Genomic DNA, 25,885 nt, shown 5'->3' with positions numbered 1-25,885 from the left:
CTTTTCTCTGGAGAGTATGAATGCGAACCAACCAGCCACAAACCATTTACCTGAGTGAATACAAGGTTCCTGCGTATCTGGTTGATCAGGTGGATCTGCGTTTTGAATTATTTGAAGACGGCGCCCGTGTGCACAGTACCCTGACTGTGCGCCGCAACCCGGATTCCGCGGAGAGCGCTGCCCCTCTGTTTCTGCACGGTGATAGTCTGCAACTGGAATCGGTTGCCCTGAATGGCTCGCCTCTGGGCACCGGTGAGTTCGAAGACCGTGGCGATGCGCTGGTCGTGCCCTCGGTGCCGGAAGAATTCGAGCTGCAGGTAGTCACCTGGATCGAACCTCAGAACAACACCCGGCTGGAAGGTTTGTACAAGTCCTCCGGTATGTTCTGCACTCAGTGCGAGGCGGAAGGATTTCGCTGCATTACCCTCTATCCGGACCGGCCGGATGTCATGGCGCGCTTCCGTACCCGTATCGAGGCAGACAAAAGCGCCTATCCCGTGCTGCTCTCCAATGGTAACCCGGTGGATAAGGGCGAGCTGGAAAATGGTCGCCATTTTGTCACCTGGGAAGATCCGTTCCCCAAGCCGGCTTACCTCTTTGCCCTGGTAGCCGGAGACCTGGAGGAGAAAAAAGATACCTTCACCACCTGTTCCGGCCGCAACATTGATCTGCGGATGTATGTCGAGCCCCGCAACGCGAAGAAGTGTGATTTCGCGATGGATGCCCTCAAGCGTTCCATGCGCTGGGACGAAGAGGTCTACGGGCGGGAGTACGACCTGGATATCTTCATGATCGTGGCGGTGGACGACTTCAACATGGGCGCCATGGAAAACAAAGGGCTGAATATTTTCAACTCTTCGTGTGTGCTGGCCAGTCAGGAGACTGCCACGGACGCCGCCTTCCAGCGTATCGAGGCCATCGTCGCCCACGAATACTTCCATAACTGGTCCGGCAACCGGGTAACCTGCCGCGACTGGTTTCAGCTGAGCCTGAAAGAGGGTTTTACGGTGTTCCGGGATTCCCAGTTCTCTGCCGATATGGGATCGCCGACGGTGAAACGAATAGAGGATGCCACCCTGTTGCGCACAGCACAGTTTGCCGAGGATGCCGGCCCCATGGCCCACCCGGTGCGCCCGGCGTCTTACATGGAAATCTCCAACTTCTATACCCTGACCATCTACGAAAAGGGTGCCGAAGTGGTTCGGATGATCCACAACCTCCTTGGTGACGAGATGTTCCGTAAGGGCAGCGATCTGTACTTCCAGCGCCATGACGGGCAGGCGGTCACCACCGATGATTTTGTTCGCGCTATGGAAGACGCGTCCGGGCGGGACCTGGGCCAGTTCCGGCTATGGTATGAGCAGGCCGGCACGCCGGTGGTTTCGGTGTCTGATGAGTACGACGAGGCGCGCGGTGTCTATCGGCTTACCGTGCGCCAGAGTATTCCTGACACGCCGGGCCAGACCGACAAGAAGCCGCAGCATATTCCGTTTGCGCTCGGGCTTCTGGGCGCCGACGGGCAGCCTCTGCCCCTGAAGCTGAGTGGTGAGAGTGGCGAAGCGCCTCTGGAGCGGGTGCTGGAGCTGAGCCAGGCGGAACACTGCTTTGAGTTTGAGGGCCTGTCGGAGCGCCCGGTACCTTCTCTGCTGAGAGATTTTTCTGCCCCCGTGCGGGTGCACTACCCCTGGACGCGGGAGCAACTACTGTTCCTGATGAGCCATGATCCGGACGGTTTTAACCGCTGGGACGCAGGTCAGCGCCTGGCCGTGGACGTTATTCAGTCTCTGGTGGGGGCTCCGGAGTCTGCCGGGGTGGAGCCGCGCCTGGTGGATGCCTATCGGTCGTTGCTGCAGGACAGCGAGCTGGATCAGGCTCTGATGGCAAAGATGCTGCAGTTGCCTTCAGAGGCCTATCTCATTGAGCTGGCGGAGCAGGCTGATGTTGCTGCCATTCACCAGGCCCGTGAAAAGGTGCTTGGTTATTTGGCTGAAGGCCTGCGGGATGAACTCATGGCCTGTTATCAGCGTAACGCCGGGCAGGGCGATTACCAGCTGACGCCCGAGGCCATTGCCCGCCGCAGTCTCCGTAACACCGCGCTGGGCTGGTTGCTACATATTGGTGATCAGGAAGCGCTGGCGCTGGCCAAAGAGCAGTTCCGGGGCGCTGATAACATGACTGACCGGCTCGGCGCACTGCGAGCGTTGGTGAATTCTGATTTCGCGGAAGATCGAACACAGGCCCTGGAAGCCTTTTACAAGCGATTCAGCGACGACCCGCAAGTGGTAGAGTTGTGGTTCTCGGTGCAGGCTTCCAGCGATCGTGCAGGTCAGCTGCCGCAGATACGGCAGTTGCTCGATCACCCGGCGTTTGACTGGAAGAATCCGAACAAGGTGCGCTCTGTCGTGGGTGCCTTTGCGGCCCAGAACCTGGCGGCATTCCACAATCCTGACGGCAGCGGGTATGAATTCCTTGCCGAGCAGGTATGCCGACTGGATGACAGCAATCCCCAGATTGCGGCGCGACTGGTGGCACCGCTGACCCGTTGGCGGAAGTTCGCTCCCGGGTATAGCAAACAGATGAAATCGGCACTGGAGCGGATTCGCGATAAAGCCGAGTTGTCCCGAGACGTGTATGAAGTAGTACACAAGAGCCTGGCAGACTGACGCCGGAGCCTGGCCCCGCGACTGATGCCGTGGGGCCCTTTGTCTGGCTGTGATTGTAAAGCCGTCGTCACAGCCGGATACAAAATCGCACTTTCGGTCGATAGACAATGTTGCCGGATCGGCTAATCTGTCAGAAAGTCTGCGATTGCATCAGACGATAACAAAAAGGCCCACAGAGGCTTCCAGACGGATTTAAGGTTGCACAATGAGATACAACAAAAACGTTTTGTTTGGCGGGTTGCTGGCTCTGTCCTTTGCTGCTTCGCCACTTCAGGCGGCAGTGTCTTCATCCGAGGCAGCGCGCCTTGGCCAGGATCTCACCCCGTTCGGTTCACCCAAGGCCGGTAACAATGCCGGCACCATTCCGGCGTGGGATGGCGGCCTGACGGAGCCGCCGGCTGGCTACGAGGGCAGCGGGCAGCACCATATCAATCCATTCCCTGACGACGAAGTGCTGTTTACCATTACAGCCTCCAACATGGATCAGTACAGCGAGTATCTGACCGATGGCGTCCGGGCGATGCTGGAAACCTACCCGACCACCTTCCGCATACCCGTGTATCAGTCCCGGCGCACCCACGCGGTGCCCGAATGGGTGGCTGAAAACACCCGTAAGAACGCGGTAAATGCCGAGATTGTGGGTGAGGCAGAGGGTATTGAGGGTGCCTTTGGTGGCTATCCTTTCCCGATTCTTCACGGCAATAATGAAGAAAAGGCCTGGCAGGTAATCTGGAACCACCTGACCCGTTGGCGCGGTGTGTCTGTCACCCGGCGCTCCAGTGAGGTGGCGGTTCAGACCAACGGCGACTACAGCCTGGTGACCTCTCAGCAGGAAGCGTTCTTCAACTTCTACAACCCTGAGGGTGGTGAAGAAGATCTGGACAACGTGATCTTCTACTATCTGTCGTTCACTCAGTCGCCACCCCGTCTTGCCGGTGGCGCCATTCTGATTCACGAAACCCTGAATCAGATCATCAATCCGCGCAATGGCTGGGGCTATAACGCTGGTCAACGTCGTGTCCGCCGTGCTCCGAACCTGGGCTACGACTCACCGATTGCGGCCTCCGATAACCTGCGTACCGCTGATGACACCGATATCTTCAACGGTGCCATGGATCGCTATAACTGGGATTACGAAGGTGTTCGGGAAATCTACATTCCCTACAACAACTACCGGATCGGTGAGAAGGGAACGCCTTACTCTGAAATTCTGGGTATGTCCCACCTCAATCCTGATCTGACCCGCTGGGAGCTCCACCGCGTGCACGTGGTCGAAGCGACCCTCAAGGAAGGCGAGCGTCACATCTACGGTAAGCGCCGCTTCTATGTGGATGAAGACAGCTGGAACACCGTATTGCTCGACCAGTATGACGGTCGCGGCAATCTCTGGCGTGTGACCATGGGTATTCCCAAGAACTACTACGAGTTGCCGGGGGTTTGGACGGTGCTTGATGTGTATCACGATCTCCAGGCGCGTCGATATCACGTGTTGGGTCTGGACACCGAAGAGCCGAATACCCGTGTATTTACCAATGATGTACCAAACACACGGTACTTCTCGCCAGCTTCTTTGCGCAGGCGAAGCGTACGCTGAGGCTTCGGCGCCGGTTTGATCCGGCGCCTGAGGCCACAAGCAGGATGTCGACCGGCGGCCCAGGGGGCTGCCGGTTTGTTTGCGAGGGCTGCTGCCAGTCGTGCAGCAGGCGCATCAGGATTTAACCAACGTAAAGGCAATCTGAATGGCTAAAAGGTTCATGTGCGAGACACTGGGAACTGCCTGCCTTGGCCTCTCTATGGCACTGGCAGCTCCAGCGGCATTTGCACTCGCGGATATTATCGAGACACCGGCGAGGCCAACAGAACTGGCTCCCCAGTCACTACTGACCGACGCAACCCGCGCAGACGATCGAATCGTGTCAGTGGGTGAGCGTGGGCACGTAATCTATTCCGACGATCAGGGCCAGTCGTGGACGCAGGCCGAGGTGCCGGTGGCGGTCACGTTGACCGCCGTTGATTTTGGCACCGAGCAGCATGGCTGGGTGGTTGGCCACAGCGGTGTTGTGCTGCATTCCAGCGATTCCGGGGAGACCTGGGAGCTGCAGCTCGATGGTATTCAGGCCGCCGAGCTGGTGATTGCCAGCAAGGAAGACCAGATTGCTGAGCTGGAAGAGCGCATTGAACAGGCTCCGGAAGAAGAGAAGGCTGACCTGGAGTGGGCGCTTGACGATCTGTTCTTCGCCCTCGAAAACACCCAGGCAGATATGGAAATCGGGCCGGTTAACCCGTTCCTTGATGTCTGGTTCGAAGACGAGAACCACGGTTTTGTGGTGGGTGCCTATGGCATGATTCTGCGAACCCAGGATGGTGGGCAGACCTGGGAAGACTGGGCGCCGAAACTCGATAACCCAACCAACTTCCACTACAACAGCATTACCGAGGTAGCCGGTGGCGCGCTGGTGGTGGTCGGTGAAGCTGGTCAGATTCACGTATCTGTTGACGGCGGAGAATCCTGGGAGAAGCGGGAAAGCCCTTACGACGGCTCCCTGTTTGGCGTCACCGGAACCGGGCGGGTGAACGAGGTGCTGGCGTTCGGCTTGCGGGGCAACACTCTGCTGTCGACCGATCTTGGCCGCAGCTGGACCATGGTGCCCAATGAGGGTGGCGCCACCCTGAATAACGCGGCGGTGGCCGAGGATGGACGCATTACCCTGGTGGGAAATGGCGGCGCAGTGCTGATGAGCACCAACAATGGTGAAAGCTTCCGCCCCTACTTCCGCAATGACCGGGAAGGTGTCATGGGTGTGGTTCCATTGCCGGGAACCAATCTATTGCTGGTCGGCGAAGGCGGTGTTGAGATTACCGACGCTCGCGGCCGGAACCTGAATTAACGCCCTGGTGTGGCATCAACGGATTAATGGATAGAGGGGTTTTTTAATGTCTGACCCGATGCATGACAGGGGTGAACATTACCTGACAACGCCCAAGGCGGAACCGTTCCTTGAGCGTTTACTTTTCAACAACCGGGCGCTGATCCTGGTCGCCTTTTTTGTGCTGACGCTGTTTCTTGGCTACAACGCCATCAAAATTCAGCCGGATGCCAGTTTTGAGCGGATGATTCCGCTGGAACATCCGTACATCGTCAATATGCTGGATCACCGGGACGACCTGGACAACCTGGGTAACTTTGTCCGGATTGCGGTTGCCGTGGAAGAAGGCGACATCTTTACTGCCGAATACATGGAAACCCTCAAGCAGATCACCGATGAGGTGTTCTATCTGAATGGGGTGGACCGTTCCGGCCTGAAAACCTTGTGGACATCGAACGTTCGCTGGGTAGAGGTTACCGAGCAGGGCTTCCAGGGCGGTACGGTTATTCCGGATGGCTACGATGGCTCCCGGGAGAGCCTGGAGCAGTTGCGCCAGAACGTATTGCGTTCGAACGAAGTGGGCCGTCTGATATCAGACAACTTCAAGTCCACGATTGTGTATGCTCCCCTGTATGAGAAAAATCCGGAAACTGGTGAGGCTCTGGATTACGCAGCATTCTCCCGTGAGCTGGAAGAGAAGATCCGGGAGAAGTACGAAGCACAGAATCCGAACGTCAATATTCACATTGTTGGTTTCGCCAAGAAAGTCGGTGACCTGATTGAAGGTATCGGCTCCATTGCCTGGTTTGCCGGCATTACCATTCTGCTGACCACGCTGCTGCTGTTCTGGTATTCCCGCTGTATCGCCGGAACCCTGGTGCCGATCTTTACCTCAATCATTGCCGTGTTCTGGCAGTTGGGGGCCCTGCGGCTGCTGGGCTATGGCCTGGATCCATACTCGGTACTGGTGCCGTTTCTGGTGTTCGCGATCGGTATCAGTCATGGGGTTCAGATCGTTAATGCCATGGCGGTTGAGTCGGCCAAAGGTTTCGATGCCGTCACCTCAGCACGTCTGGCGTTCCGGGCTCTTTATATTCCGGGCATGCTGGCGTTGATTTCTGACGCTGTCGGCTTCCTCACGCTGGTGTTTATCGAAATCGACGTTATTCGTGATCTGGCTGTGGCGGCCGGTCTGGGTGTGGCGTTCGTCATTATCACCAACCTGGTGCTGCACGTTCTGATCATGTCTTACATCGGCATCTCCAAAGGCGGTGTCCAGCATGTTCAGAATCATGGTGAAAAGCAGGACCGCAAGTGGCGGGTCATGTCCTACTTCTCCCATCCGGGGGTTGCGCCGATTTCCCTGCTGATCGCGGTGATCGGCCTGGGGCTGGGCATGTACTACAAGCAGGACCTGAAAGTGGGGGACCTGGACCAGGGTGCGCCCGAATTGCGCCCGGATTCCCGCTACAACAAGGATAACGCCTACATCATCAACAATTATTCCACCAGTGCAGACGTGCTTGTGGTGATGGTGAAGACCCCGGAAGAACAATGTACCCAGTACAACGTACTCCGGGCCATGGACAGTCTGCAGTGGGAGCTGCAGAACACTCCGGGTGTGCAGAGCTCCGCCTCCCTGGCTGATGTCTCCAAGCTGGTTACCAAGGCTCTGAACGAGGGTAACTGGAAGTGGTACGAGATTTCCCGCAACCAGACCATCATCAATGCCTCCATTCGTGACGCGCCGGCAGGTTTGATTAATACCAACTGCAGTCTCACGCCGGTTCTGGTGTTCCTGGAAGATCACAAGGCGGAAACTCTGGAAACGGTAGTCGAGCGGGTCGAACAGTTCGCCGATGCCAACAGCAACGAAGAGCATACCTTCCTGCTGGCAGCTGGTAACGCCGGTATCGAAGCGGCGACTAACGAGGTGATCTCGAACGCCAAGGACATGATGCTGCTGCTGGTGTATGGCGTAGTGAGTTTGCTCTGCTTCCTGACCTTCCGCTCCATCAGGGCTGTGGCCTGTATTGTGATTCCGCTGGGCCTGACCTCCATCCTGTGTGAGGCGATCATGGCGGTGTCCGGTATCGGTATCAAGGTGGCCACGCTGCCGGTGATTGCGTTGGGTGTGGGTATCGGTGTGGACTACGGTATCTATATCTACAGCAAACTTGAAAAGTTCCTGCTGGAGGGCAAGACGCTGCAGGAGGCGTACTATGAAACCCTGCGCTCCACCGGTAAGGCGGTTATCTTTACCGGTGTGACTCTGGGTCTTGGTGTTGTGACCTGGATATTCTCTCCGATCAAGTTCCAGGCGGACATGGGCTTCCTGCTGTTCTTCATGTTCCTGTGGAACATGGTAGGGGCAATCTGGCTGCTGCCGGCCCTGGCGAGATTCCTGCTTCGCCCGGACAAGATGCTGGCGAAAGCACGGGCTGCGAAGTCCTGAAAATCGCCCTGAACCAGCAAAAAAGCCCGCCTGTGCGGGCTTTTTTGTTGATAGGTCAGCTGGTTAGCGTGCTAATCCTTCCTTTATTTATGGCCAGAAGTGTTCTATGTTCTAGAACGAACCGGATGTTTGCCCGTATACCCGTGCGGGTAATCGACTATAACTATCAAGAAAAGGAAGAGCACACATGACACTGAAACTCAAAGCGTCCGCTTTTGCCGTTGCAGCCGCCGTGAGCCTGGGTGCCGCGTCCTCTGCGGTTTCCGCGCAGGAACAGCGCTTCGTGACCATCGGTACCGGTGGTGTTACCGGCGTTTATTATCCGGCGGGTGGCGCTATCTGTCGCCTGGTGAATATGGATCGCAAGGAGCATGGTATCCGTTGCTCGGTTGAGAGTACCGGTGGCTCCGTTTACAACCTGAACGCCATTCGCCAGGGCGAGCTGGATCTGGCTGTTGCCCAGTCCGACTGGCAATACCACGCCTACAATGGCACCAGCCAGTTTGAAGATGCGGGCAAAAACGAGAAGCTGCGTGCGGTCTTCTCGCTGCACCCTGAGCCGTTCACCGTGGTTGCCAGCAAAGGTTCCGGCATCAAGACCTTTGAAGACCTGGAAGGCAAGCGCGTGTCTGTGGGTAATCCGGGTTCTGGCCAACGCGCCACAGCAGAAGTGCTGATGGATGAAATGGGCTGGACCATGGATAAGTTCTCGCTGGCGGCTGAGATCAAGGCTGCCGAGCAGTCCCAGGCGCTGTGCGATGGCAACATTGACGCTTTCTTCTACACCGTTGGCCACCCCTCCGGTGCCATCAAGGAAGCCACCACGTCCTGTGACAGTGTAATTGTTGCCGTTGACAACAAGGCGACGGAAGCGTTGATCAAGGAAAACCCCTACTACCGTAAGGCAGTGATTCCGGGTGGTATGTACCGTGGTTCCGACGAAGATGTAACTACCTTCGGTGTGGCTGCTACGTTCGTTTCCTCAACTGACGTTCCGGAAGATGTCGTGTACGAAGTGGTCAAGGCCGTGTTCGAGAACTTCGACAGCTTCAAGCGTCTGCACCCTGCCTTCGGCAACCTGAAGAAAGAAGAAATGGTCTCTGATGCCCTGAGTGCGCCGCTGCACCCGGGCGCGGCCAAGTACTATCGCGAGGCTGGCCTGATCGACTGATCGGCCAGGAATATCAACAGAGCGGGCTGAGGCCCGCTCTGTTGATTCAGTAAGGTTATTTCCCATCACAGGAACATTCTATGGCAAAGAATGACCCCGGTACCGGGGCGGGAGTTGATGCCAGCAAGGTAGAACAGGTATTGCAGACCGAAACCGGAGGCCGGGCGCTGACCGGGCCTGCAGCGGTTATCCTGTTCATCGTTCCGGTGTGCTGGTCGTTGTTCCAGCTCTGGATTGCATCACCCCTGCCGTTCATTCTGAATTTCGGAATATTCAACTCCACCGAAGCGCGGTCAATTCACCTGGCGTTTGCGGTGTTTCTCGCTTTCTCGGCATTCCCGATGATCAAGGGGGTGCATGCCAACAAGGTCCCCCTATACGACTGGGTACTGGCTTTGGCTGCTGCGTTTGCGGCTTCCTATCTTTATGTTTTTTATGATGCTCTTTCGCAGAGGCCGGGGGCACCAACCACCATGGATCTCTGGGTGGCGTTGGGTGGCCTGGTATTGCTGCTGGAAGCTACCCGGAGGGCCCTTGGGCTCCCGCTGACTGTTGTTGCGGCGGTTTTTATTGCCTATTCACTGGCCGGCCCTTACATGCCGGATGTGATTTCTCATAAAGGCGTGAGCCTGAACAAGCTGGCTTCCCACCAATGGCTCGGAACCGAGGGGGTATTCGGGGTTGCTCTTGGGGTATCTACCAGCTTTGTTTTCCTGTTTGTGTTGTTCGGTGCCTTGCTTGAGCGGGCGGGAGCCGGTAACTACTTTATCAAGGTGGCTTACGCCATGCTGGGGCATATGCGCGGAGGCCCGGCCAAGGCGGCGGTGGTTTCCAGTGGTCTGAGTGGGGTGATTTCCGGCTCCTCCATCGCCAATGTGGTGACCACCGGTACCTTCACCATTCCCCTGATGAAACGGGTCGGTTTCCCGGCTACCAAAGCCGGCGCGGTTGAAGTGGCTGCGTCCACCAACGGCCAGCTTACCCCGCCCATCATGGGGGCCGCGGCCTTCCTGATGGTCGAGTACGTGGGGATTTCCTATCTCGAGGTGATCAAGCACGCCATTCTGCCGGCACTGATTTCCTATGTTGCCCTGATTTACATCGTCCATCTGGAAGCCTGCAAGCTGAAGATGGAAGGGGTAGAGCGGCTGAATCGTCCAACCCTGGCCCAGCGCATGCTGAACTGGGTGGTCATTCTGATTGGCCTGATCGTACTGACCTTCGCGGTTTATTACGGGGTTGGCTGGACCAAAGGGGTGTTGGGTGAGGCCGCGCCCTGGGTGCTTGGGCCGATTCTGGTGATGATATATGTCGGCCTGGTAGGTTATGCCACCCGCTTCCCGGAGCTGGAGGAAGACGATCCCAATAAAGAAATGAACGAGTTGCCAGAGGTAGGCCCCACCGTTAAAACCGGACTCTATTATCTGCTGCCGGTGGTGGTGCTGGTCTGGTGTCTGACGGTTGAACGCTTTTCGCCCCAGCTGTCTGCCTTCTGGGCGACCTTGTTCATGATCTTTATCGTTATTACCCAGCGGCCGCTGAAGGCCTTTTTCCGCAAGCATGGCGGATTGGTTTCTGAGTTCACCGGCGGCATCAGTGATTTGTTCCATTCGCTGGCGACCGGCGCCAGGAACATGGTGGGTATCGGCGTTGCGACAGCAACGGCCGGCATCGTAGTTGGTACGGTGACGCTGACCGGTATCGGCCTGGTGATGACTCAGTTCGTGGAATTCCTGTCTGGCGGAAATCTGCTGCTGATGCTCATCTTCACTGCTGTGATCAGTCTGATTCTGGGGATGGGATTGCCGACAACCGCCAACTACATTGTGGTTTCCACCTTGATGGCGCCGGTTATCGTAACCCTGGGGGCCCAGAATGGCCTGATCGTTCCGCTGATTGCGGTGCACCTGTTCGTGTTCTATTTCGGGATACTGGCGGATGATACGCCGCCCGTGGGGTTGGCCGCCTACGCGGCGGCGGCAATCTCAGGGGCAGACCCGATCCGAACGGGTGTCCAGGGTTTTACCTACGATATTCGAACCGCCATCCTGCCGTTCATGTTCATCTTCAATACGCAGCTGTTGTTGATTGGCCTGACTGGCTGGTTTGATCTGCTGGTTACGGTGTTCAGTGCCGTCACGGCCATGCTGGTGTTCTCGGCGGCAACTCAGGGCTTCTGGTTCACCCGGAGCCGGAAGTGGGAAACCCTGTTGTTGTTGCTGATTACCTTCACCATGTTCCGGCCCGGTTTCTGGTGGGACATGATCTATCCGCCGAACGAAGAGCGGCCGGGGACCGCCGTTATGGAATACGTGGCGGATGTGCCTGCTGATGGTGAGGTGGTGCTGAAGGTGTCAGGCATGGCGCTGGATGGCAGTGATGTCACCACCTACGTCGAGCTTGAGATCCCTGGAGGTGAAACCGCGCAGGAGCGCCTGGCGGGTGCAGGCCTGGAAGTGTCAGAGCAGGGCGGTGATCTGGTGGTGGATTTCGTCAACTTTGGCAGTGCTGCGGAAGATGCCGGTATCCAGTTTGGCTGGACCATTGATGCAGTCCAGATTGAGCTGGAGCGGCCACCAAAAGAGTTGATGTTTATCCCGGCACTGTTACTGTTGGGCCTGGTCGCTTTCGGACAGCTCAGGCGCAAGGCGCGGGAGGATGCTCAACCCCAGCCGGCCTGATTGGCTTCGGCTCCGTAAAAACCCGGCGTTGCTGCCGGGTTTTTTTCTGTTAGACTCGCCCTCAAATCCGGCTCGCGGTTTGTGTCGCGCAGCCCGGCAACCAAGTGATCTTTGGTATAGATCACCGCTGAGAAACCACGAGGAGATCATCATGCCCGTCATTACCCTGCCAGATGGCAGTCATCGCAGTTTTGCTGAACCCGTAACCGTACACGACGTTGCCGCAGACATTGGCGCGGGCCTGGCCAAAGCGGCCCTGGCCGGAAAGGTTAACGGAAAGCTTGTGGATACCAGCCACCTGATTGAAAACGATACAGAGCTGGCGATTGTGACGGAGCGTGATGAAGAAGGCGTGGATATTATTCGCCACTCCACTGCTCACCTGATGGCCATGGCGGTTCAGGAGCTGTTCCCTGGCGCCCAGGTCACCATCGGTCCGGTAATCGAGAACGGCTTCTACTACGACTTCAAATATGAGCGCCCGTTTACCAACGAAGACATGGCGCGTATCGAGAAGCGCATGGAAGAGCTGGCCAAGCAGGATCTGCCGGTATCCCGTTCCATTATGTCCCGGGACGAAGCGATCAAGCTGTTTAACGAGATGGGCGAGGAGTACAAGGTTCGCATCATCGAGGATATTCCGGGAGAGGAAGACCTGTCGTTCTATCGTCAGGGCGACTTCATCGATCTTTGCCGTGGTCCTCACGTGCCCAGCACCGGTAAGCTCAAGGCCTTCAAGCTGACCAAGGTGGCCGGGGCCTATTGGCGTGGCGATACCAGCAATGAGCAGTTGCAGCGTATCTACGGTACGGCCTGGTGTAACAAGAAAGACCTCAAGGCCTACCTGCACCGCCTGGAAGAAGCTGAAAAAAGGGATCATCGCAAGATTGGCAAGAAGCTGGGCCTGTTCCACATGCAGGAAGAAGCCCCGGGTATGGTGTTCTGGCATCCGGATGGCTGGTCCCTCTATCAGGAGGTGGAACAGTACATGCGTGCCCAGCAGCATAAGCATGGCTACAAGGAGATCAAGACACCTCAGGTGGTGTCGCGGACCCTGTGGGAAAAGTCCGGCCACTGGGACAAGTTCAAGGACGACATGTTTACCACTGAGTCCGAGAAGCACGATTACGCCATCAAGCCCATGAACTGTCCGTGTCACGTGCAGGTGTTTAATCAGGGGCTGAAAAGCTACAAGGATCTGCCACTGCGCCTGGCCGAGTTTGGCTCCTGTCACCGGAATGAAGCTTCCGGCGCGTTGCATGGCCTGATGCGGGTGCGTGGTTTTACCCAGGATGATGCCCATATCTTCTGTGAGGAAGATGCTATCCAGGAAGAAGTGTCTGCATTTATTGCCATGTTGCACGAGATATATGCAGACTTCGGCTTCAGTGAAATTCTTTACAAGTTGTCCACCCGCCCTGAAAAGCGGGTAGGGTCGGACGAAGTCTGGGACAAAGCCGAGGCAGCGCTCGAGCAGGCGCTGAACCGTGAAGGGGTTGACTGGGAGCTGTTGCCGGGCGAAGGTGCCTTCTACGGCCCGAAGATCGAGTTTTCTCTGAAAGATTGCCTCGGTCGGGTATGGCAGTGTGGTACCATCCAGGTCGACTTCTCGATGCCGGGTCGTCTGGGGGCGCAGTATGTGGCCGACAATTCCGAGCGCAAAACGCCGGTTATGCTGCATCGGGCGGTATTGGGTTCCTTTGAGCGCTTCATCGGTATCCTGATCGAGGAGTACGAGGGTGCTTTCCCAACCTGGCTGGCACCGACACAGGTTGCTGTCCTGAATATTACCGATAAACAGCGTGATTACTGTCAGAATCTGGCCAAAAAACTGGATTCTTCAGGCTATCGGGTTAATGCTGACTTGAGAAACGAGAAGATCGGCTTTAAAATCCGCGAGCATACTCTAAATAAGGTTCCCTATCTGGTTGTTGTTGGCGATAAAGAAATCGAGAACAACGCCGTTGCCGTCCGGACACGTAAGGGCGAAGACCTGGGAACCATGTCGGTCGACGATTTTGAAAAGCTGCTTGCAGCCGACGTCGAGCGCAAAGGTAGAACCAAAACGGAGATCTGATTATTAAACAGCGAGCGAATCGGGGTGGGCGCGCACCCAAGGCGCCTATCAATGAGAATATTGACGCAACTGAAGTCCGACTGATTGATGCCGAAGGCAATCAGGTCGGGATTGTTCCGATCGAAGACGCCCTGCGTATGGCGGAAGAGGCGACCCTGGATCTGGTACAGGTTACGGATTCCGATCCGATCGTCTGTAAGATAATGGACTACGGCAAGAAGATCTTTGAAGAGAAAAAGGCCAAAGCGGCTGCCAAGAAAAAGCAGAAGCAGACGCAGGTCAAAGAGCTGAAGTTCCGACCAGGAACGGAAGAAGGGGATTATCAGGTCAAACTACGCAACCTGGTACGTTTCCTTGAGAACGGGGACCGCGGCAAGATCACAATCCGGTTCCGTGGACGTGAGATGGCACACCAGGAAATTGGTATGAAGCTCATGCAGCGGATTGAGGAAGATGTGGCAGAAATAGCCCAGGTTGAGATGCGGCCGAAAATGGAAGGCCGGCAGATGACCATGGTTATCGCACCCCGCAAGAAGAAGTGAACCTGATCCCGTGACGGGTCCCCCGCATTAGCGGGGGATTTGTCGTTCAGGGGCACAATTGTTTATCCAAAATAGAATGCGGAGTTTTAAAAATGCCGAAGATGAAAACCAAGAGCGGAGCTACCAAGCGGTTCAAGAAGACCGCCACTGGCTTCAAGCACAAGCAGTCCTTCACCAGCCACATCCTGACCAAGAAGAGCCCGAAGCGTAAGCGTCAGCTGCGCGGTACCAAGCTCATCGCCAAGTCGGACGTAGCGTCTATCAAGCGCATGACCGCGTGCTGATTCAGCCGCGCGAATCATTCCTTAGAAAGTAAAGGTAGAAGGATTAAAGTATGGCTCGTGTAAAGCGTGGCGTGGTAGCACGTCGTCGTCACAAGAAGATTCTCAATCAGGCCAAAGGTTACTACGGTGCCCGTAGCCGTGTTTACCGCGTTGCCAAGCAAGCGGTTATCAAGGCCGGTCAGTATGCCTACCGTGACCGTCGCAACCGTAAGCGTGCATTCCGCGCTCTGTGGATTGCCCGTATCAACGCTGGCGCCCGTGCAAACGGTCTGTCTTACAGCCGTCTGATCGCTGGTCTGAAGAAGGCGAATGTTGAAATCGATCGTAAGGTTCTGGCTGATCTGGCCATGAACGAACAGCAGGCGTTTGCCGCTGTTGTTGAGAAGGCCAAAGCGTCCCTGTGATCGCTTAAGCTCTTTCATCGATTGCTGATCGATCCGGGCGCCCCATGTTTCATGACGGCGCCTTCTGATAGGGGAAGGGCACGCTCTTCCCCTATTTTTGTTTTAACCTACCCCATTTCTGGTTTGGAGCAGGGTCAATGGAAAACCTGGAGCAACTGGTTCAGGACGGGTTGAATGCCGTAGAAAAGGCCGACAACCTGCAGGCGCTTGATCAAATTCGTGTGGAATACCTCGGCAAAAAGGGTGTGATTACCCAGCAGGCAAAAACTCTGGGCAAGCTCTCTGCGGAGGAGCGCCCTGCGGCCGGCCAGAAGATCAATGAAGCCAAGGGGCAGGTGGAGCAAGCCATCAACGCACGGCGGGCAGATCTTGAGAAAGCGGCCATTGAAGCCAGGCTTGCGGCGGAATCCATTGACGTAACACTGCCGGGAAGGGGGCAGGACCTGGGTGGTTTGCATCCGGTAACCCGCACCCTGCAGCGCATTGAGGAAATCTTTGCCCGTGCCGGTTATAGCGTAGAGCAGGGGCCTGAAATCGAAGACGATTACCACAACTTCGAAGCTCTGAATATTCCCGGGCACCACCCGGCTCGTGCCATGCACGATACTTTCTATTTCAATCCGGGTACCTTGCTCCGTACCCACACCTCGCCGGTACAGATTCGGACCATGGAGGCAGGCAAGCCACCGTTCCGCATGATCTGCCCCGGACGGGTCTATCGCTGTGATTCCGATATGACTCACACCCCTATGTTCCATCAGGTGGAAGGTCTGCTGGTGGAGAAGAATGTCAGCTTCGCGGACCTGAAAAGCACCGTGGAGGAATTCCTCAGGGTTTTCTTTGAGCGGGATCTGAAAGTGCGCTTCCGTCCCTCCTACTTCCCGTTCACCGAACCATCGGCGGAAGTGGATATTGAATGGGGACGTGAGCAGGATGGCAGCATCAAGTGGCTGGAAGTGATGGGCTGCGGCATGGTGCATCCGAAAGTGTTCGAATATTGCGGTATTGATTCCGAGGAATATCGCGGGTTTGCTTTTGGTCTGGGTGTCGAGCGCCTGGCCATGCTTCGTTATGGAGTAAAAGACCTGCGTATGTTCTTCGAAAACGACCTGCGTTTCCTTCGTCAGTTCCGTTGATACGACACCAGGAATTGGCGTAACAGGCTCAGAATCAACCGAATCAGGACAGGACCAGGATAATGAAATTCAGTGAACAGTGGCTGCGCGAGTGGGTAAACCCGAACATTGGCTCTCAGGAGTTGATGGACCAGATCACCATGGCGGGGCTGGAAGTCGACGGCTTTGAGGCCGTGGCTGGCGAATTTTCCGGCGTGGTTGTGGGTGAGGTCGTTTCCGTTGCGCCCCATCCGGATGCCGACAAGCTGCGGGTGTGTCAGGTGAGCAATGGCGAGCAGACCGTGCAGGTGGTCTGTGGTGCCCCCAATGTTCGCGACGGGCTGAAGGTGCCTTTTGCCGAGGTGGGCGCTGTGCTGCCCGGCAATTTCAAGATCAAGAAAGCCAAGCTCCGGGGGCAGCCCTCCGAGGGTATGCTGTGTTCGGAATCCGAGCTGGGCTTGTCCGATAACCATGACGGCCTGATGGAGCTCCCGGAGGATGCCCCGGTTGGGCAGCCGGTGGTTGACTATCTGAAGCTGAATGACATCACCATTGATGTGGATCTGACCCCGAATCGCAGCGACTGTCTGTCCATCAAGGGCCTGGCCCGGGAAGTGGGCGTGTTGAACAGCCTGGTCACCAATGCGCCTTCCATTCCGCACGTGGAAGCGGTGCACTCGGAAGTGCCTGATATCCGGGTGGAAGCCCCTGAGGGTTGCCCCCGTTATCTGGGGCGTGTTCTGCGAAACGTCAATCTGCAGGCAGAAACGCCGCTCTGGATGCAGGAGAAGCTGCGTCGTTCCGGTATCCGTTCCATTGATGCGGCGGTGGATGTCACCAACTACGTCATGCTGGAACTGGGCCAGCCCATGCATGCCTTTGACCGGGATGAGATCAAAGGTGGGATTGTTGTGCGTATGGCTGGCTCGGGCGAAAAACTGGTATTGCTGGACGGTCAGGAGGTCGAGCTTACTCCGGAAACGCTGGTGATTGCCGACCACGAGAAGCCAGTGGCCATTGCCGGTGTGATGGGGGGCGAGCATTCCGGGGTGAGTGAGAAAACCCGGGATCTGGTGCTTGAATCCGCCTATTTTGACCCGATCACGCTGGCCGGCAAGGCTCGTCAATATGGCCTGCATACAGATGCCTCCCACCGTTTTGAGCGGGGCGTGGATTATGAGCTGGCACGGGATGCCATGGAGCGGGCAACCGGTCTGCTGATGGCTATTGTCGGGGGTGAGCCCGGCGAAATTGTCGAAGTGGCCAGCAAGGAACACCTGCCAAAGGCGCAGGTGATTGATCTGCGTGAGCAGCGCCTGGCGGATGTGTTGGGGCTTAGAATTGACCGCACTACCGTTGAAGAGATTCTCAGCCGGCTTGGCCTGCACATCGACAAGCTGTTGAAAGACGGCTGGCGTATCAGTGTGCCCAGCTTCCGGCCGGATATTTCCATCGAAGAAGACCTGATCGAAGAGGTCGGTCGCATTTTTGGTTATAACAATCTGCCGGTCACCGAGCCAACCGGCTCGCTTGGGCTGCGGGCCCGGGAAGAAGCGGTTCGGCCGCTGTCTGCTGTGCGTAACTTTTTCGTCGCCCAGGGCTACCAGGAAGCGGTGACCTACAGCTTTGTTGATCCCAAGGTTCAACAGCTGGTGGATCCGGAACGTGAGGGGATTGCGTTGGCCAATCCCATCTCGTCGGATCTTTCGGTGATGCGCACGACGCTTTGGAGCGGCCTGCTTAAAACCGTGGGCTACAACCAGAACCGGCAGCAGCCCCGTATTCGCTTGTTCGAGACCGGTTTGCGATTCGTTCAGGATGCCGATGGCATCAGTCAGCAGCCGATGTTGGCAGGGGTGGTGGTTGGTAACCAGAATCCCGAAAACTGGGTAAACGGTCGCAGAACCACGGATTTCTTTGATGTAAAAGGGGAATTGGAAAGCCTGTTCCGACTGCTTGGCATCGAGGTTGATTTTATTGCCAGCCAGCACCCTGCGCTGCATCCGGGCCAGACGGCGGAACTGTTGAGGGATGGCGAGCATGTGGGCTGGCTGGGTGCACTGCATCCACAAGTTCAGAAAAATCTTGAACTTAATGGCACGATCCTGATGTTTGAGCTATTCTTGAATTCGATCGTTGCCGGTTATGTGCCTAATTTCAAAGATATTTCAAAATTCCCGGAAGTTCGCCGGGATTTGGCTATCATTATCGGGAGCGATGTGGCGTTCGCCCAGGTAGAACATGTGGCCCGTAAACATGCTGGCGAGCACCTCACGGCGTTGCGTGTGTTTGATGTCTACGAAGGTGAAAGCCTGGGTGAGGGTAACCGAAGCCTGGCTCTGAGCCTGTTCTGGCAGCATCCTGAACGCACGCTTAACGAGGACGAAGTGCATTCGCTCTTCAATGGGGTTATCGATGCCCTGAAAGAAGAGTTGGGGGCAACACTGAGGAGTTGACAGATGGCGGCTTTGACGAAAGCGGACATGGCAGAGCGCTTGTACGAGGAGTTGGGGCTTAACAAGCGGGAAGCCAAGGAAATGGTGGAAGCTTTCTTCGACGAAATCAGAGGCGCACTCAGCCACAACGAGCAGGTGAAGTTGTCGGGTTTCGGCAACTTCGATCTCAGGGACAAGAAGCAGCGACCGGGACGGAACCCGAAAACGGGTGAGGAAATTCCCATCAGTGCACGGCGCGTAGTTACGTTTCGACCAGGTCAGAAACTGAAGCAGAAAGTAGAAGCGTATGCTGGAACCCAGTCATAACAATGAGCTCCCGGTTATTCCGGGCAAGCGTTATTTCACCATTGGTGAAGTAGCCGAGCTGTGTGCGGTCAAGGCGCATGTGTTGCGCTATTGGGAGCAGGAATTCCCGCAGCTGTCGCCGGTCAAGCGCCGGGGCAATCGCCGTTACTATCAACGCGCGGATGTGATCACCATCCGCCAGATCCGCAGCCTGCTGTACGATCAGGGCTACACCATTGGTGGTGCCAAGCAGAAGCTCAGCAGCAGCGAAGTGAAGGATGATACTTCACAGTACAAGCAGTTGATCCGTCAGATGATCACCGAGCTTGAGGAAGTGCTGGATGTGCTGAACACGCCGGTGCGCTGAAACAGCAGTAAGCCTGTCTGCATTGAAGAACGACAAAGGCCAGAGTGGCGAGAGCTGCTCTGGCCTTTGTGTTTCTGGTGCCTGGAGGCCTATTTTGTTTTGCAGGTTTTGATGCCGAGCAGGGAATAGGCAGGGCAGTTTCCCACCAGTGCTGTTGCCAGCGGTACAATGCCAATCCAGCCCCAGGGCGTCTGAGGGCCAACAAAGACCAGGGCCAGCAGGACAACACCCACGATGGCACGAATAATACGATCAGCGGAACCCATGTTTACCGTCATCTTGGTCTCTCCTGTGTGATGTCGGATGATGGTTTGACTATAGGCCTGTTATTGGCCGGGTTCAGTGATAAAGTCACACAGGCAGACGACTTTCGATACAAGGCAATGCGGAATGGCCAGGCACAGTATTCTCGACACACTACATGACTCCTTGCGCAAAGATGCCCTTGAGGGGCTCCAGGCCATGCGTTTCCCTCCCGGGCAGGTGCTGTTCAGTGCCGGAGAACATTGCCGGGGGCTTCCCCTGGTGCTGGATGGCAGTATCAAGGTGCAGATGACCGGAGCATCTGGCCACAGCATCGTGCTCTACCGTATGGGCGCTGACGATATCTGCACGTTGTCCATTGGCTGTCTGATGACGGGCCGTGGCTACCGGGCTGAAGCCATCGTTGAAGAGGAGGCAGAAGCCGCCATTATCCCGCGCGGATTATTCGATCGGCTGATGGATCAGTCGGCAGAGTTCCGGCTGGGGATTATGGAGTCCTATGGCCGTCGACTTGACGATCTGATGTTGTTGGTTGAAGAAGTAGCGTTTCACCGTATGGATGAGCGCCTGGCGGAGTGGCTTCAGGCCCGTGCGGCTGATGGTCAGAGTGTACTGAATATTACCCATCAGGAGCTGGCCGTGGAGCTGGGAACGGCCAGGGAAGTGGTCAGCCGACTGCTTAAAGAACTCGAACGCCGGGGCCAGGTTCGGTTGGCCCGCGGTCGGGTTGAGCTCACCGGATTACGGAAAACCGCTTCACCGGCGTGAGAAACTGTGCGTCAGGCGCGCCAGCTGCTCCGAAGACTTCTCGAGGTTAGCTTCTGCCAAACCATAGGCTTCCGTCAGGGTGATGGGAGCGGGGGTGATCGAGAAAACCGCTGTTAACCCAACGCTATGGAGCGGAGCCAGTTCAGCCCCTAATTTTCCACACAGGCCAATCACTGGTACACCGCAGGCATGCGCCAGTCTGGACACGCCGGCCGGCGTTTTTCCAAAGGCGCTTTGAGCATCGATGGCGCCTTCCGCGGTGATCACCAGATCTGCGTTGCGGATATGCTGCTCCAGTTTGACGGCCTCCATCACCAGCTCTATTCCCGGTTGGAGTCGGGCGCCCAGAATACCCTTGACCGTGCCACCAATACCCCCGGCGGCGCCACTACCGGGAAAGCTGGCAATGTCCAGGCCCTGCGCCTTAACCAGACGGGAAAAATGCGCAAGATTGGCGTCCAGCTGACGAACGTCGTCTTCATTGGCGCCTTTCTGCGGCCCGAAAACCGCTGCCGCTCCCTCCGGGCCCAGCAACGCATTGGTAACATCACAGGCCACAATCAACTGGATGCCGTTGAGTCTGCGAATGGCAGGTTCAAGGTCCGCCGTGGCCAGTCGTGCCAGGCCTGCACCGCCGGGCCCGATTTCCTCGCTCTGGTTATCCAGCAGGCGCGCCCCCAGAGCCTGCAGTATGCCCGCGCCGCCATCCGTTGTGGCGCTTCCTCCCAGGCCCATGATCAATGTTTTCGGCCGGTGTTTCAGGGCTGCCAGAATCATCTCTCCGGTACCACGGCTGGTTGCCCGGAGCGCATCACGGGCCTCGGCGGGTACACAATGCAAGCCACTGGCTTCAGCTACCTCAATGACGGCGGTTTCGTTGTTATTGGCCAGGCCAAAGCGGGCTTCGATACGCTCACCCAGCGGGCCCGTGACGGCCACCGTATGCAGTTGCCCGCCCAGAGCCTCTGTCAGTGCCACTGTGGTTCCTTCGCCCCCATCAGCGAGAGGGATTTCTACAATCTCATCCTCCGGGGCAGCGTTGCGCCAACCACGGGCGATGGCAGAGGCAACTTGCTGTGCTGAGAGACATTCCTTGAAAGAGTCGGGGGCAACAACGATCCGCATCTTACTGTCCTCGGTCTTTAACGTTTTCCATCACGACAAAAGTGCTGGTCTGGAGTACGTGGGGCAGGCTGGAGATCTGTTCTCCCAGAACCTGGCGGTATTCAGCCATGTTGCGGGTACGTATTTTCAGAAGATAGTCGAAATTCGCCGCCATCATATGACACTGCTCCACCGCGGAGATTTGCCGGACGGCCTCATTGAACGCCGCCAGTGCCTTGCTGCTGGTGTCATTCAGAGTGACCTGGGCGAACGCAACATGAGAGAGCCCCAGCTTGGTCTGATTCACCATGGCGCTGTAGCCGGTAATGTATCCCTGATCTTCCAGCCGTTTCATTCGTACCTGACAGGGAGTCTTTGATAAACCGACCCGGGAAGCAAGGTCTGTCACGGTAATACGGCCGTTCTTCTGCAGTTCCCGGATGATGGAAAGATCGATTCTGTCGAGATCTGCCATGACTGCTATCCTTTGAGATAGTGGATGAATTTTTTTAAAAGGCCGAAACGTCCAATATTAGCGAAAGTGCAGGCTTATAGGTAACTTTTCAGGTACTAAAAAAGGAAAATAATAATCTATTTCGATGCTGAACAGGCTAATTGCATGTACCTGCTTCGCTAAAATGCGGTCAGTATTCAAACAATCAGGAGGGTACACCATGAGTCTTCAGCAATCTGTGGCACCGGAGCTTAACGATATTCGTCAGGCGATCCGTGCAAACTACCTGGCAGATGAACATGAAGTGATTCACCGGCTGATTGCTGAGGCCCAGTTGTCGGATGAAACCCGAAAGGCGATTTCGGCCCGGGCGGCAGAGCTGGTGCGTGATGTTCGCAACAGCGCTCGCCCGACCATCATGGAAAAGTTTCTGGCCGAATATGGGCTGACCACCAAAGAAGGTGTGGCTCTTATGTGCCTGGCGGAGGCTTTGCTGCGGGTGCCCGACAACCTCACCATCCAGGACCTGATCGAAGACAAGATTACCTCGGGCAACTGGGGCGCTCACGTGGGCAAAGCCAAATCCGGAATGATCAACTCGGCCACCCTGGCCCTGCTGATGACCAGCAACCTGCTGAAGGATTCCGAGCGCCAGAGTGTGGGTGATACCTTGCGTAAGCTGGTAAAGCGCCTGGGCGAACCGGTTGTGCGAACCGTGGCGGGCCAGGCCATGAAGGAAATGGGGCGCCAGTTTGTACTGGGTCGTACCATTGAAGAGGCACAGGACCGCGGCAAGTCCCAGGAAGAGCGGGGCTATACCTATTCCTATGACATGCTGGGCGAAGCGGCGCGCACCGATGCCGATGCTCAGCGTTATTACCAGGCGTACTCTGATGCCATTGACAGCATCAGCAAGCGCTGCAAAGGCGATGTAAGAACGAATCCGGGTATCTCGGTGAAGCTGTCGGCGCTGCTGGCACGCTATGAGTACGGGCATAAAGAGCGGGTGATGAATGAGCTCATGCCCCGGGCACTCAAGCTCGCCAAAAAGGCGGCAGCGGCCAACATGGGCTTCAATATTGATGCCGAAGAGCAGGATCGTCTGGATCTTTCCCTGGATGTGATTGAGGCCATCCTGTCCGACCCGGAACTGAAAGACTGGCAAGGTTTTGGTGTTGTGGTCCAGGCGTTCGGCAAGCGTGCCTCGCAGACCCTGGACTGGCTCTATGCGCTTTCTGAAAAACTGGATCGCCGCATCATGGTGCGGCTGGTTAAAGGTGCTTACTGGGATGCCGAGATCAAGCGTGCCCAGGTGATGGGCCTGTCAGACTTTCCGGTCTTCACCCGCAAGGCCTGCAGCGACGTCGCTTACCTGGCCGGTGCTCGAAAGCTTCTGGGCATGACCGACCGTATATACCCGCAGTTCGCCACCCACAACGCCCATTCGGTGTCAGCGGTGCTGGAACTGGCCAAGGATCTGAGTCGGGATAAATTCGAGTTCCAGCGCCTGCATGGTATGGGGGAATCCCTGCACGATCAGGTTCTGGAGGACAGTGGTGTGCCTTGCCGGATCTACGCGCCGGTGGGTGCTCACAAAGACCTGCTGGCTTACCTGGTTCGCCGGTTGCTGGAGAACGGTGCCAACAGTTCTTTTGTTAACCAGATTGTGGATACCAGCATCACCCCGGAAGAAATCGCCAAAGACCCGATTGATGTCGTGGTGGAGCTTGGCCATAACCTGTCCAGCAAGGCGATCGTGCATCCGTCGAAAATCTTCGGAGATCAGCGTAGAAACTCCAAGGGCTGGGATATTACCGATCCGGTGACGGTGGCCGAGATTGATGAAGGTCGAAACCGTTACAAGAGCCATCAGTGGAAGGGCGGCCCGGTGCTGGCGGTGGATTCCGTGAGTGATGAGGTGGTCGAAGTACGGAATCCGGCAAACCCGGACGATCTGGTTGGCCACATCACCTATACCTCAGAGGCGGATATTTCGTCGGCTCTGGACGCCGCCCAGGATGGCTTCAAACAGTGGTCTGCTGTACCGGCGGAAGAGCGTGCGGCCATGATCCGTAAGGTCGGTGACCTTTACGAAGAGAACGTGCACGAGCTGTTTGCGCTGACGACCCGCGAAGCCGGTAAATCCCTGCTGGATGCCGTGGCCGAGATTCGCGAGGCTGTGGATTTTGCCATGTTCTATGCCAACGAAGGCATCCGTTACAAGCATGACGGCGAAGCCCGTGGTGTGATGTGCTGCATCTCGCCCTGGAACTTCCCGCTGGCGATCTTTACCGGACAGATACTGGCGAACCTGGCGGCCGGTAACGCGGTAGTCGCCAAGCCGGCAGAGCAAACCTCGCTGCTGGCCTTCCGTGCCGTAGAGCTGATGCATCAGGCCGGCATACCCAGGGCCGCGATCCAGTTATTGCCCGGTACCGGCGCCACCGTGGGTTCCGGCCTGACGTCCGATGCGCGGGTAACCGGTGTGTGTTTCACGGGTTCAACCGCCACGGCGCAGCGGATCAACAAGGCCATGACTGAACACATGGAGCCGGATGCACCGCTGGTGGCAGAAACCGGTGGCCTGAACGCCATGATCGTGGATTCCACCGCGTTGCCGGAGCAGGTGGTGCGTGACGTGCTGGCATCCTCCTTCCAGAGTGCCGGTCAGCGCTGTTCTGCGCTTCGCATGCTGTATGTACAGAAGGACATTGCCGATAATCTGCTGGAAATGCTCTACGGTGCGATGGAGGAACTGGGCATTGGTGATCCGTGGCAGTTGTCGACCGATGTGGGCCCGGTGATCGACGAAAATGCCCGAAAGAAGATTACCGACCATTGCCAGAAATTCGAGCAGCAGGGCAAGCTGCTCAAAAAATTGAACGTACCGGAGAAGGGCCTGTTCGTGTCGCCGGCAGTGCTTCAGGTGAGCGGAATTGAAGAGCTGGAAGAGGAAATCTTCGGCCCGGTTCTGCATGTGGCCACGTTTGAAGCCAAGGACATCGACAAGGTGATTGACGCCGTCAATGCCAAGGGATACGGCCTGACTTTCGGTATTCATAGCCGCGTTGACCGCCGGATCGAGCACATTGCCAGTCGTATCAAGGTGGGTAACACCTACGTGAACCGGAACCAGATCGGCGCCATCGTCGGTTCCCAGCCATTCGGTGGCGAGGGACTGTCGGGTACCGGGCCGAAAGCCGGTGGCCCGCAGTACGTGCGCCGTTTCCTGCGGGGTGAGGTGGTTGAAAAGCCTGCTCAGTCCAGTGACAAGGTGTTCAGTACCGACAAGGCCCAGAAGCTGATCGACAAGCTGGCCAAAGCAGCGGTACCGGAAGCGGAAGGTCGTCAGGCGTTGCTGGAGCCCTTCTTCGGTAAGGTGCCGGCGCCTCTGGACGAAGGGTACGAGGAGATGCCGGGGCCGACGGGCGAGCAGAACCATCTGTCCTGCCATGGTCGCGGGCTGGTGCTGTGCCTTGGTCCAGACGCCGAGTCTGCCGTTGAGCAGGCCGGCACCGCCCTGTCGCAGGGTAACAAGGTGGTAGTGATTGCGCCGGGTGCCGAGAAGGCACTGGCCGATGCCATCAAGGCCGGACTTCCGGTTATTGCCAGCGATGGCATGCTTGATCCGGACGCTCTGAGCCACCTGACCGGATTTGAAGCGGTGGTGAGCGTAGCCGAGAAGCCGCTGCTCAAGCAGTATCGCATGGCGCTGAGCAAGCGTGAGGGCGCGCTGTTGCCGGTGATCACAGAACACAAGCTGGATCAACGCTACGTGATTGAGCGGCATCTGTGTATCGACACCACAGCGGCCGGCGGTAACGCCAGCCTGATTGCGTCGGCTGAATAAAGGCGGCTTGGGCCGGGGGATCGCTTCCCCCGGCTTTTCCTTTCCTCGCGTTTCTGTTGCGAGCCATTCGCGTTACCA

At 56.9% G+C, this 25,885-nt stretch carries 19 protein-coding genes; 16 read left to right on the top strand and 3 right to left on the bottom strand.

What is annotated here, in order from left to right; genetic code table 11:
- The first annotated feature begins 20 nt into the window (after positions 1–20).
- The 14 genes from pepN (at position 21) to JIF53_RS15960 (ending at position 19,367) form a co-directional block, all read left to right on the top strand.
- The gene (gene pepN / locus JIF53_RS16025; RefSeq protein ID WP_199453305.1) at positions 21–2,663 is read left to right on the top strand and encodes an aminopeptidase N; all 2,643 of its coding nucleotides are present in this window, start codon (positions 21–23) and stop codon (positions 2,661–2,663) included.
- Between the two features lie 205 nt (positions 2,664–2,868).
- Complete coding sequence (locus tag JIF53_RS16020; RefSeq protein ID WP_199453303.1) at positions 2,869–4,257, top strand: DUF1329 domain-containing protein; 1,389 nt, start codon at positions 2,869–2,871, stop codon at positions 4,255–4,257.
- A 145-nt stretch (positions 4,258–4,402) separates the two neighbouring features.
- Positions 4,403–5,551 (top strand): WD40/YVTN/BNR-like repeat-containing protein, encoded by a 1,149-nt coding sequence (locus JIF53_RS16015; RefSeq protein WP_228285587.1) that lies wholly within the window; start codon positions 4,403–4,405, stop codon positions 5,549–5,551.
- 46 nt (positions 5,552–5,597) lie between these two features.
- A complete protein-coding gene (locus JIF53_RS16010) occupies positions 5,598–7,985 on the top strand; it encodes an efflux RND transporter permease subunit (RefSeq protein ID WP_011785537.1) in 2,388 nt (795 codons plus the stop codon).
- A gap of 187 nt (positions 7,986–8,172) precedes the next feature.
- A complete protein-coding gene (locus JIF53_RS16005; protein ID WP_011785536.1) occupies positions 8,173–9,156 on the top strand; it encodes a TAXI family TRAP transporter solute-binding subunit in 984 nt (327 codons plus the stop codon).
- A gap of 80 nt (positions 9,157–9,236) precedes the next feature.
- A complete protein-coding gene (locus JIF53_RS16000) occupies positions 9,237–11,837 on the top strand; it encodes a TRAP transporter permease (RefSeq protein ID WP_199453301.1) in 2,601 nt (866 codons plus the stop codon).
- Between the two features lie 151 nt (positions 11,838–11,988).
- Complete coding sequence (gene thrS / locus JIF53_RS15995; protein WP_199453299.1) at positions 11,989–13,914, top strand: threonine--tRNA ligase; 1,926 nt, start codon at positions 11,989–11,991, stop codon at positions 13,912–13,914.
- Positions 13,911–14,456 carry a translation initiation factor IF-3 gene (infC, locus tag JIF53_RS15990; protein ID WP_081432078.1) on the top strand — a complete coding sequence of 182 codons (546 nt, stop codon included), beginning with the start codon at positions 13,911–13,913 and terminating at the stop codon, positions 14,454–14,456. The genes thrS and infC overlap by 4 nt, the downstream gene beginning before the upstream one ends.
- 92 nt (positions 14,457–14,548) lie before the next feature.
- Complete coding sequence (rpmI, locus tag JIF53_RS15985) at positions 14,549–14,740, top strand: 50S ribosomal protein L35 (protein WP_007151842.1); 192 nt, start codon at positions 14,549–14,551, stop codon at positions 14,738–14,740.
- Positions 14,741–14,790: 50 nt separating this feature from the next.
- Entirely contained in the window at positions 14,791–15,144 is a 354-nt protein-coding gene (gene rplT / locus JIF53_RS15980; protein WP_011785532.1) for a 50S ribosomal protein L20, read from the top strand.
- 137 nt (positions 15,145–15,281) lie between these two features.
- Entirely contained in the window at positions 15,282–16,280 is a 999-nt protein-coding gene (gene pheS / locus JIF53_RS15975; RefSeq protein ID WP_199453297.1) for a phenylalanine--tRNA ligase subunit alpha, read from the top strand.
- A 62-nt stretch (positions 16,281–16,342) separates the two neighbouring features.
- The gene (gene pheT, locus JIF53_RS15970; protein ID WP_199453295.1) at positions 16,343–18,715 is read left to right on the top strand and encodes a phenylalanine--tRNA ligase subunit beta; all 2,373 of its coding nucleotides are present in this window, start codon (positions 16,343–16,345) and stop codon (positions 18,713–18,715) included.
- Between the two features lie 3 nt (positions 18,716–18,718).
- Positions 18,719–19,021, top strand: a complete 303-nt coding sequence (gene ihfA / locus JIF53_RS15965) for an integration host factor subunit alpha (RefSeq protein WP_011785529.1) — start codon at positions 18,719–18,721, stop codon at positions 19,019–19,021.
- Positions 19,002–19,367, top strand: a complete 366-nt coding sequence (locus JIF53_RS15960; RefSeq protein WP_011785528.1) for a MerR family transcriptional regulator — start codon at positions 19,002–19,004, stop codon at positions 19,365–19,367. The genes ihfA and JIF53_RS15960 overlap by 20 nt, the downstream gene beginning before the upstream one ends.
- 89 nt (positions 19,368–19,456) lie before the next feature.
- On the opposite strand, the gene JIF53_RS15955 is transcribed toward JIF53_RS15960, so the two are convergent.
- The gene (locus tag JIF53_RS15955; protein ID WP_011785527.1) at positions 19,457–19,645 is read right to left on the bottom strand and encodes a DUF2892 domain-containing protein; all 189 of its coding nucleotides are present in this window, start codon (positions 19,643–19,645) and stop codon (positions 19,457–19,459) included.
- Positions 19,646–19,757: 112 nt separating this feature from the next.
- Between JIF53_RS15955 and JIF53_RS15950 the strand changes: the two genes are divergently transcribed.
- The gene (locus JIF53_RS15950; RefSeq protein WP_153741387.1) at positions 19,758–20,399 is read left to right on the top strand and encodes a Crp/Fnr family transcriptional regulator; all 642 of its coding nucleotides are present in this window, start codon (positions 19,758–19,760) and stop codon (positions 20,397–20,399) included.
- Here the strand turns inward: JIF53_RS15950 and JIF53_RS15945 are convergent.
- Together JIF53_RS15945 and JIF53_RS15940 are read right to left on the bottom strand one after the other, a co-directional pair.
- Positions 20,388–21,524 carry a glycerate kinase gene (locus JIF53_RS15945; protein ID WP_199453293.1) on the bottom strand — a complete coding sequence of 379 codons (1,137 nt, stop codon included), beginning with the start codon at positions 21,522–21,524 and terminating at the stop codon, positions 20,388–20,390. The genes JIF53_RS15950 and JIF53_RS15945 overlap by 12 nt on opposite strands.
- A 1-nt stretch (position 21,525) precedes the next feature.
- Positions 21,526–21,978: a winged helix-turn-helix transcriptional regulator gene (locus JIF53_RS15940; RefSeq protein WP_011785524.1), complete on the bottom strand. Its 453-nt coding sequence runs from the start codon at positions 21,976–21,978 to the stop codon at positions 21,526–21,528.
- A gap of 199 nt (positions 21,979–22,177) precedes the next feature.
- On the opposite strand from JIF53_RS15940, the gene putA reads away from it, so the two are divergent.
- Complete coding sequence (putA, locus tag JIF53_RS15935) at positions 22,178–25,807, top strand: bifunctional proline dehydrogenase/L-glutamate gamma-semialdehyde dehydrogenase PutA (RefSeq protein ID WP_199453291.1); 3,630 nt, start codon at positions 22,178–22,180, stop codon at positions 25,805–25,807.
- Positions 25,808–25,885 lie beyond the last annotated feature (78 nt).

Origin of the sequence: Marinobacter sp. bablab_jr008, assembly GCF_016464145.1 — a bacterium.
GTDB lineage: Bacteria > Pseudomonadota > Gammaproteobacteria > Pseudomonadales > Oleiphilaceae > Marinobacter > Marinobacter nauticus.
The sequence above is the reverse complement of the archived record's forward strand: the minus strand, read 5'-3'. Positions and strand labels throughout refer to the sequence as shown.

Excerpts from the sequence above, each read along its gene's own strand:
- JIF53_RS16020 (WP_199453303.1), top strand. The coding sequence starts at position 2,869 with ATGAGATACAACAAAAACGTTTTGTTTGGCGGGTTGCTGGCTCTGTCC.
- JIF53_RS15960 (WP_011785528.1), top strand. The coding sequence starts at position 19,002 with ATGCTGGAACCCAGTCATAACAATGAGCTCCCGGTTATTCCGGGCAAG.
- rpmI (WP_007151842.1), top strand. The coding sequence starts at position 14,549 with ATGCCGAAGATGAAAACCAAGAGCGGAGCTACCAAGCGGTTCAAGAAG.
- JIF53_RS15950 (WP_153741387.1), top strand. The coding sequence starts at position 19,758 with ATGGCCAGGCACAGTATTCTCGACACACTACATGACTCCTTGCGCAAA.
- pheS (WP_199453297.1), top strand. The coding sequence starts at position 15,282 with ATGGAAAACCTGGAGCAACTGGTTCAGGACGGGTTGAATGCCGTAGAA.
- thrS (WP_199453299.1), top strand. The coding sequence starts at position 11,989 with ATGCCCGTCATTACCCTGCCAGATGGCAGTCATCGCAGTTTTGCTGAA.
- rplT (WP_011785532.1), top strand. The coding sequence starts at position 14,791 with ATGGCTCGTGTAAAGCGTGGCGTGGTAGCACGTCGTCGTCACAAGAAG.
- pepN (WP_199453305.1), top strand. The coding sequence starts at position 21 with ATGCGAACCAACCAGCCACAAACCATTTACCTGAGTGAATACAAGGTT.
- JIF53_RS15940 (WP_011785524.1), bottom strand. The coding sequence starts at position 21,978 with ATGGCAGATCTCGACAGAATCGATCTTTCCATCATCCGGGAACTGCAG.
- putA (WP_199453291.1), top strand. The coding sequence starts at position 22,178 with ATGAGTCTTCAGCAATCTGTGGCACCGGAGCTTAACGATATTCGTCAG.
- JIF53_RS16010 (WP_011785537.1), top strand. The coding sequence starts at position 5,598 with ATGTCTGACCCGATGCATGACAGGGGTGAACATTACCTGACAACGCCC.
- JIF53_RS16015 (WP_228285587.1), top strand. The coding sequence starts at position 4,403 with ATGGCTAAAAGGTTCATGTGCGAGACACTGGGAACTGCCTGCCTTGGC.
- JIF53_RS15945 (WP_199453293.1), bottom strand. The coding sequence starts at position 21,524 with ATGCGGATCGTTGTTGCCCCCGACTCTTTCAAGGAATGTCTCTCAGCA.
- ihfA (WP_011785529.1), top strand. The coding sequence starts at position 18,719 with ATGGCGGCTTTGACGAAAGCGGACATGGCAGAGCGCTTGTACGAGGAG.
- pheT (WP_199453295.1), top strand. The coding sequence starts at position 16,343 with ATGAAATTCAGTGAACAGTGGCTGCGCGAGTGGGTAAACCCGAACATT.
- JIF53_RS16000 (WP_199453301.1), top strand. The coding sequence starts at position 9,237 with ATGGCAAAGAATGACCCCGGTACCGGGGCGGGAGTTGATGCCAGCAAG.
- JIF53_RS15955 (WP_011785527.1), bottom strand. The coding sequence starts at position 19,645 with ATGACGGTAAACATGGGTTCCGCTGATCGTATTATTCGTGCCATCGTG.
- JIF53_RS16005 (WP_011785536.1), top strand. The coding sequence starts at position 8,173 with ATGACACTGAAACTCAAAGCGTCCGCTTTTGCCGTTGCAGCCGCCGTG.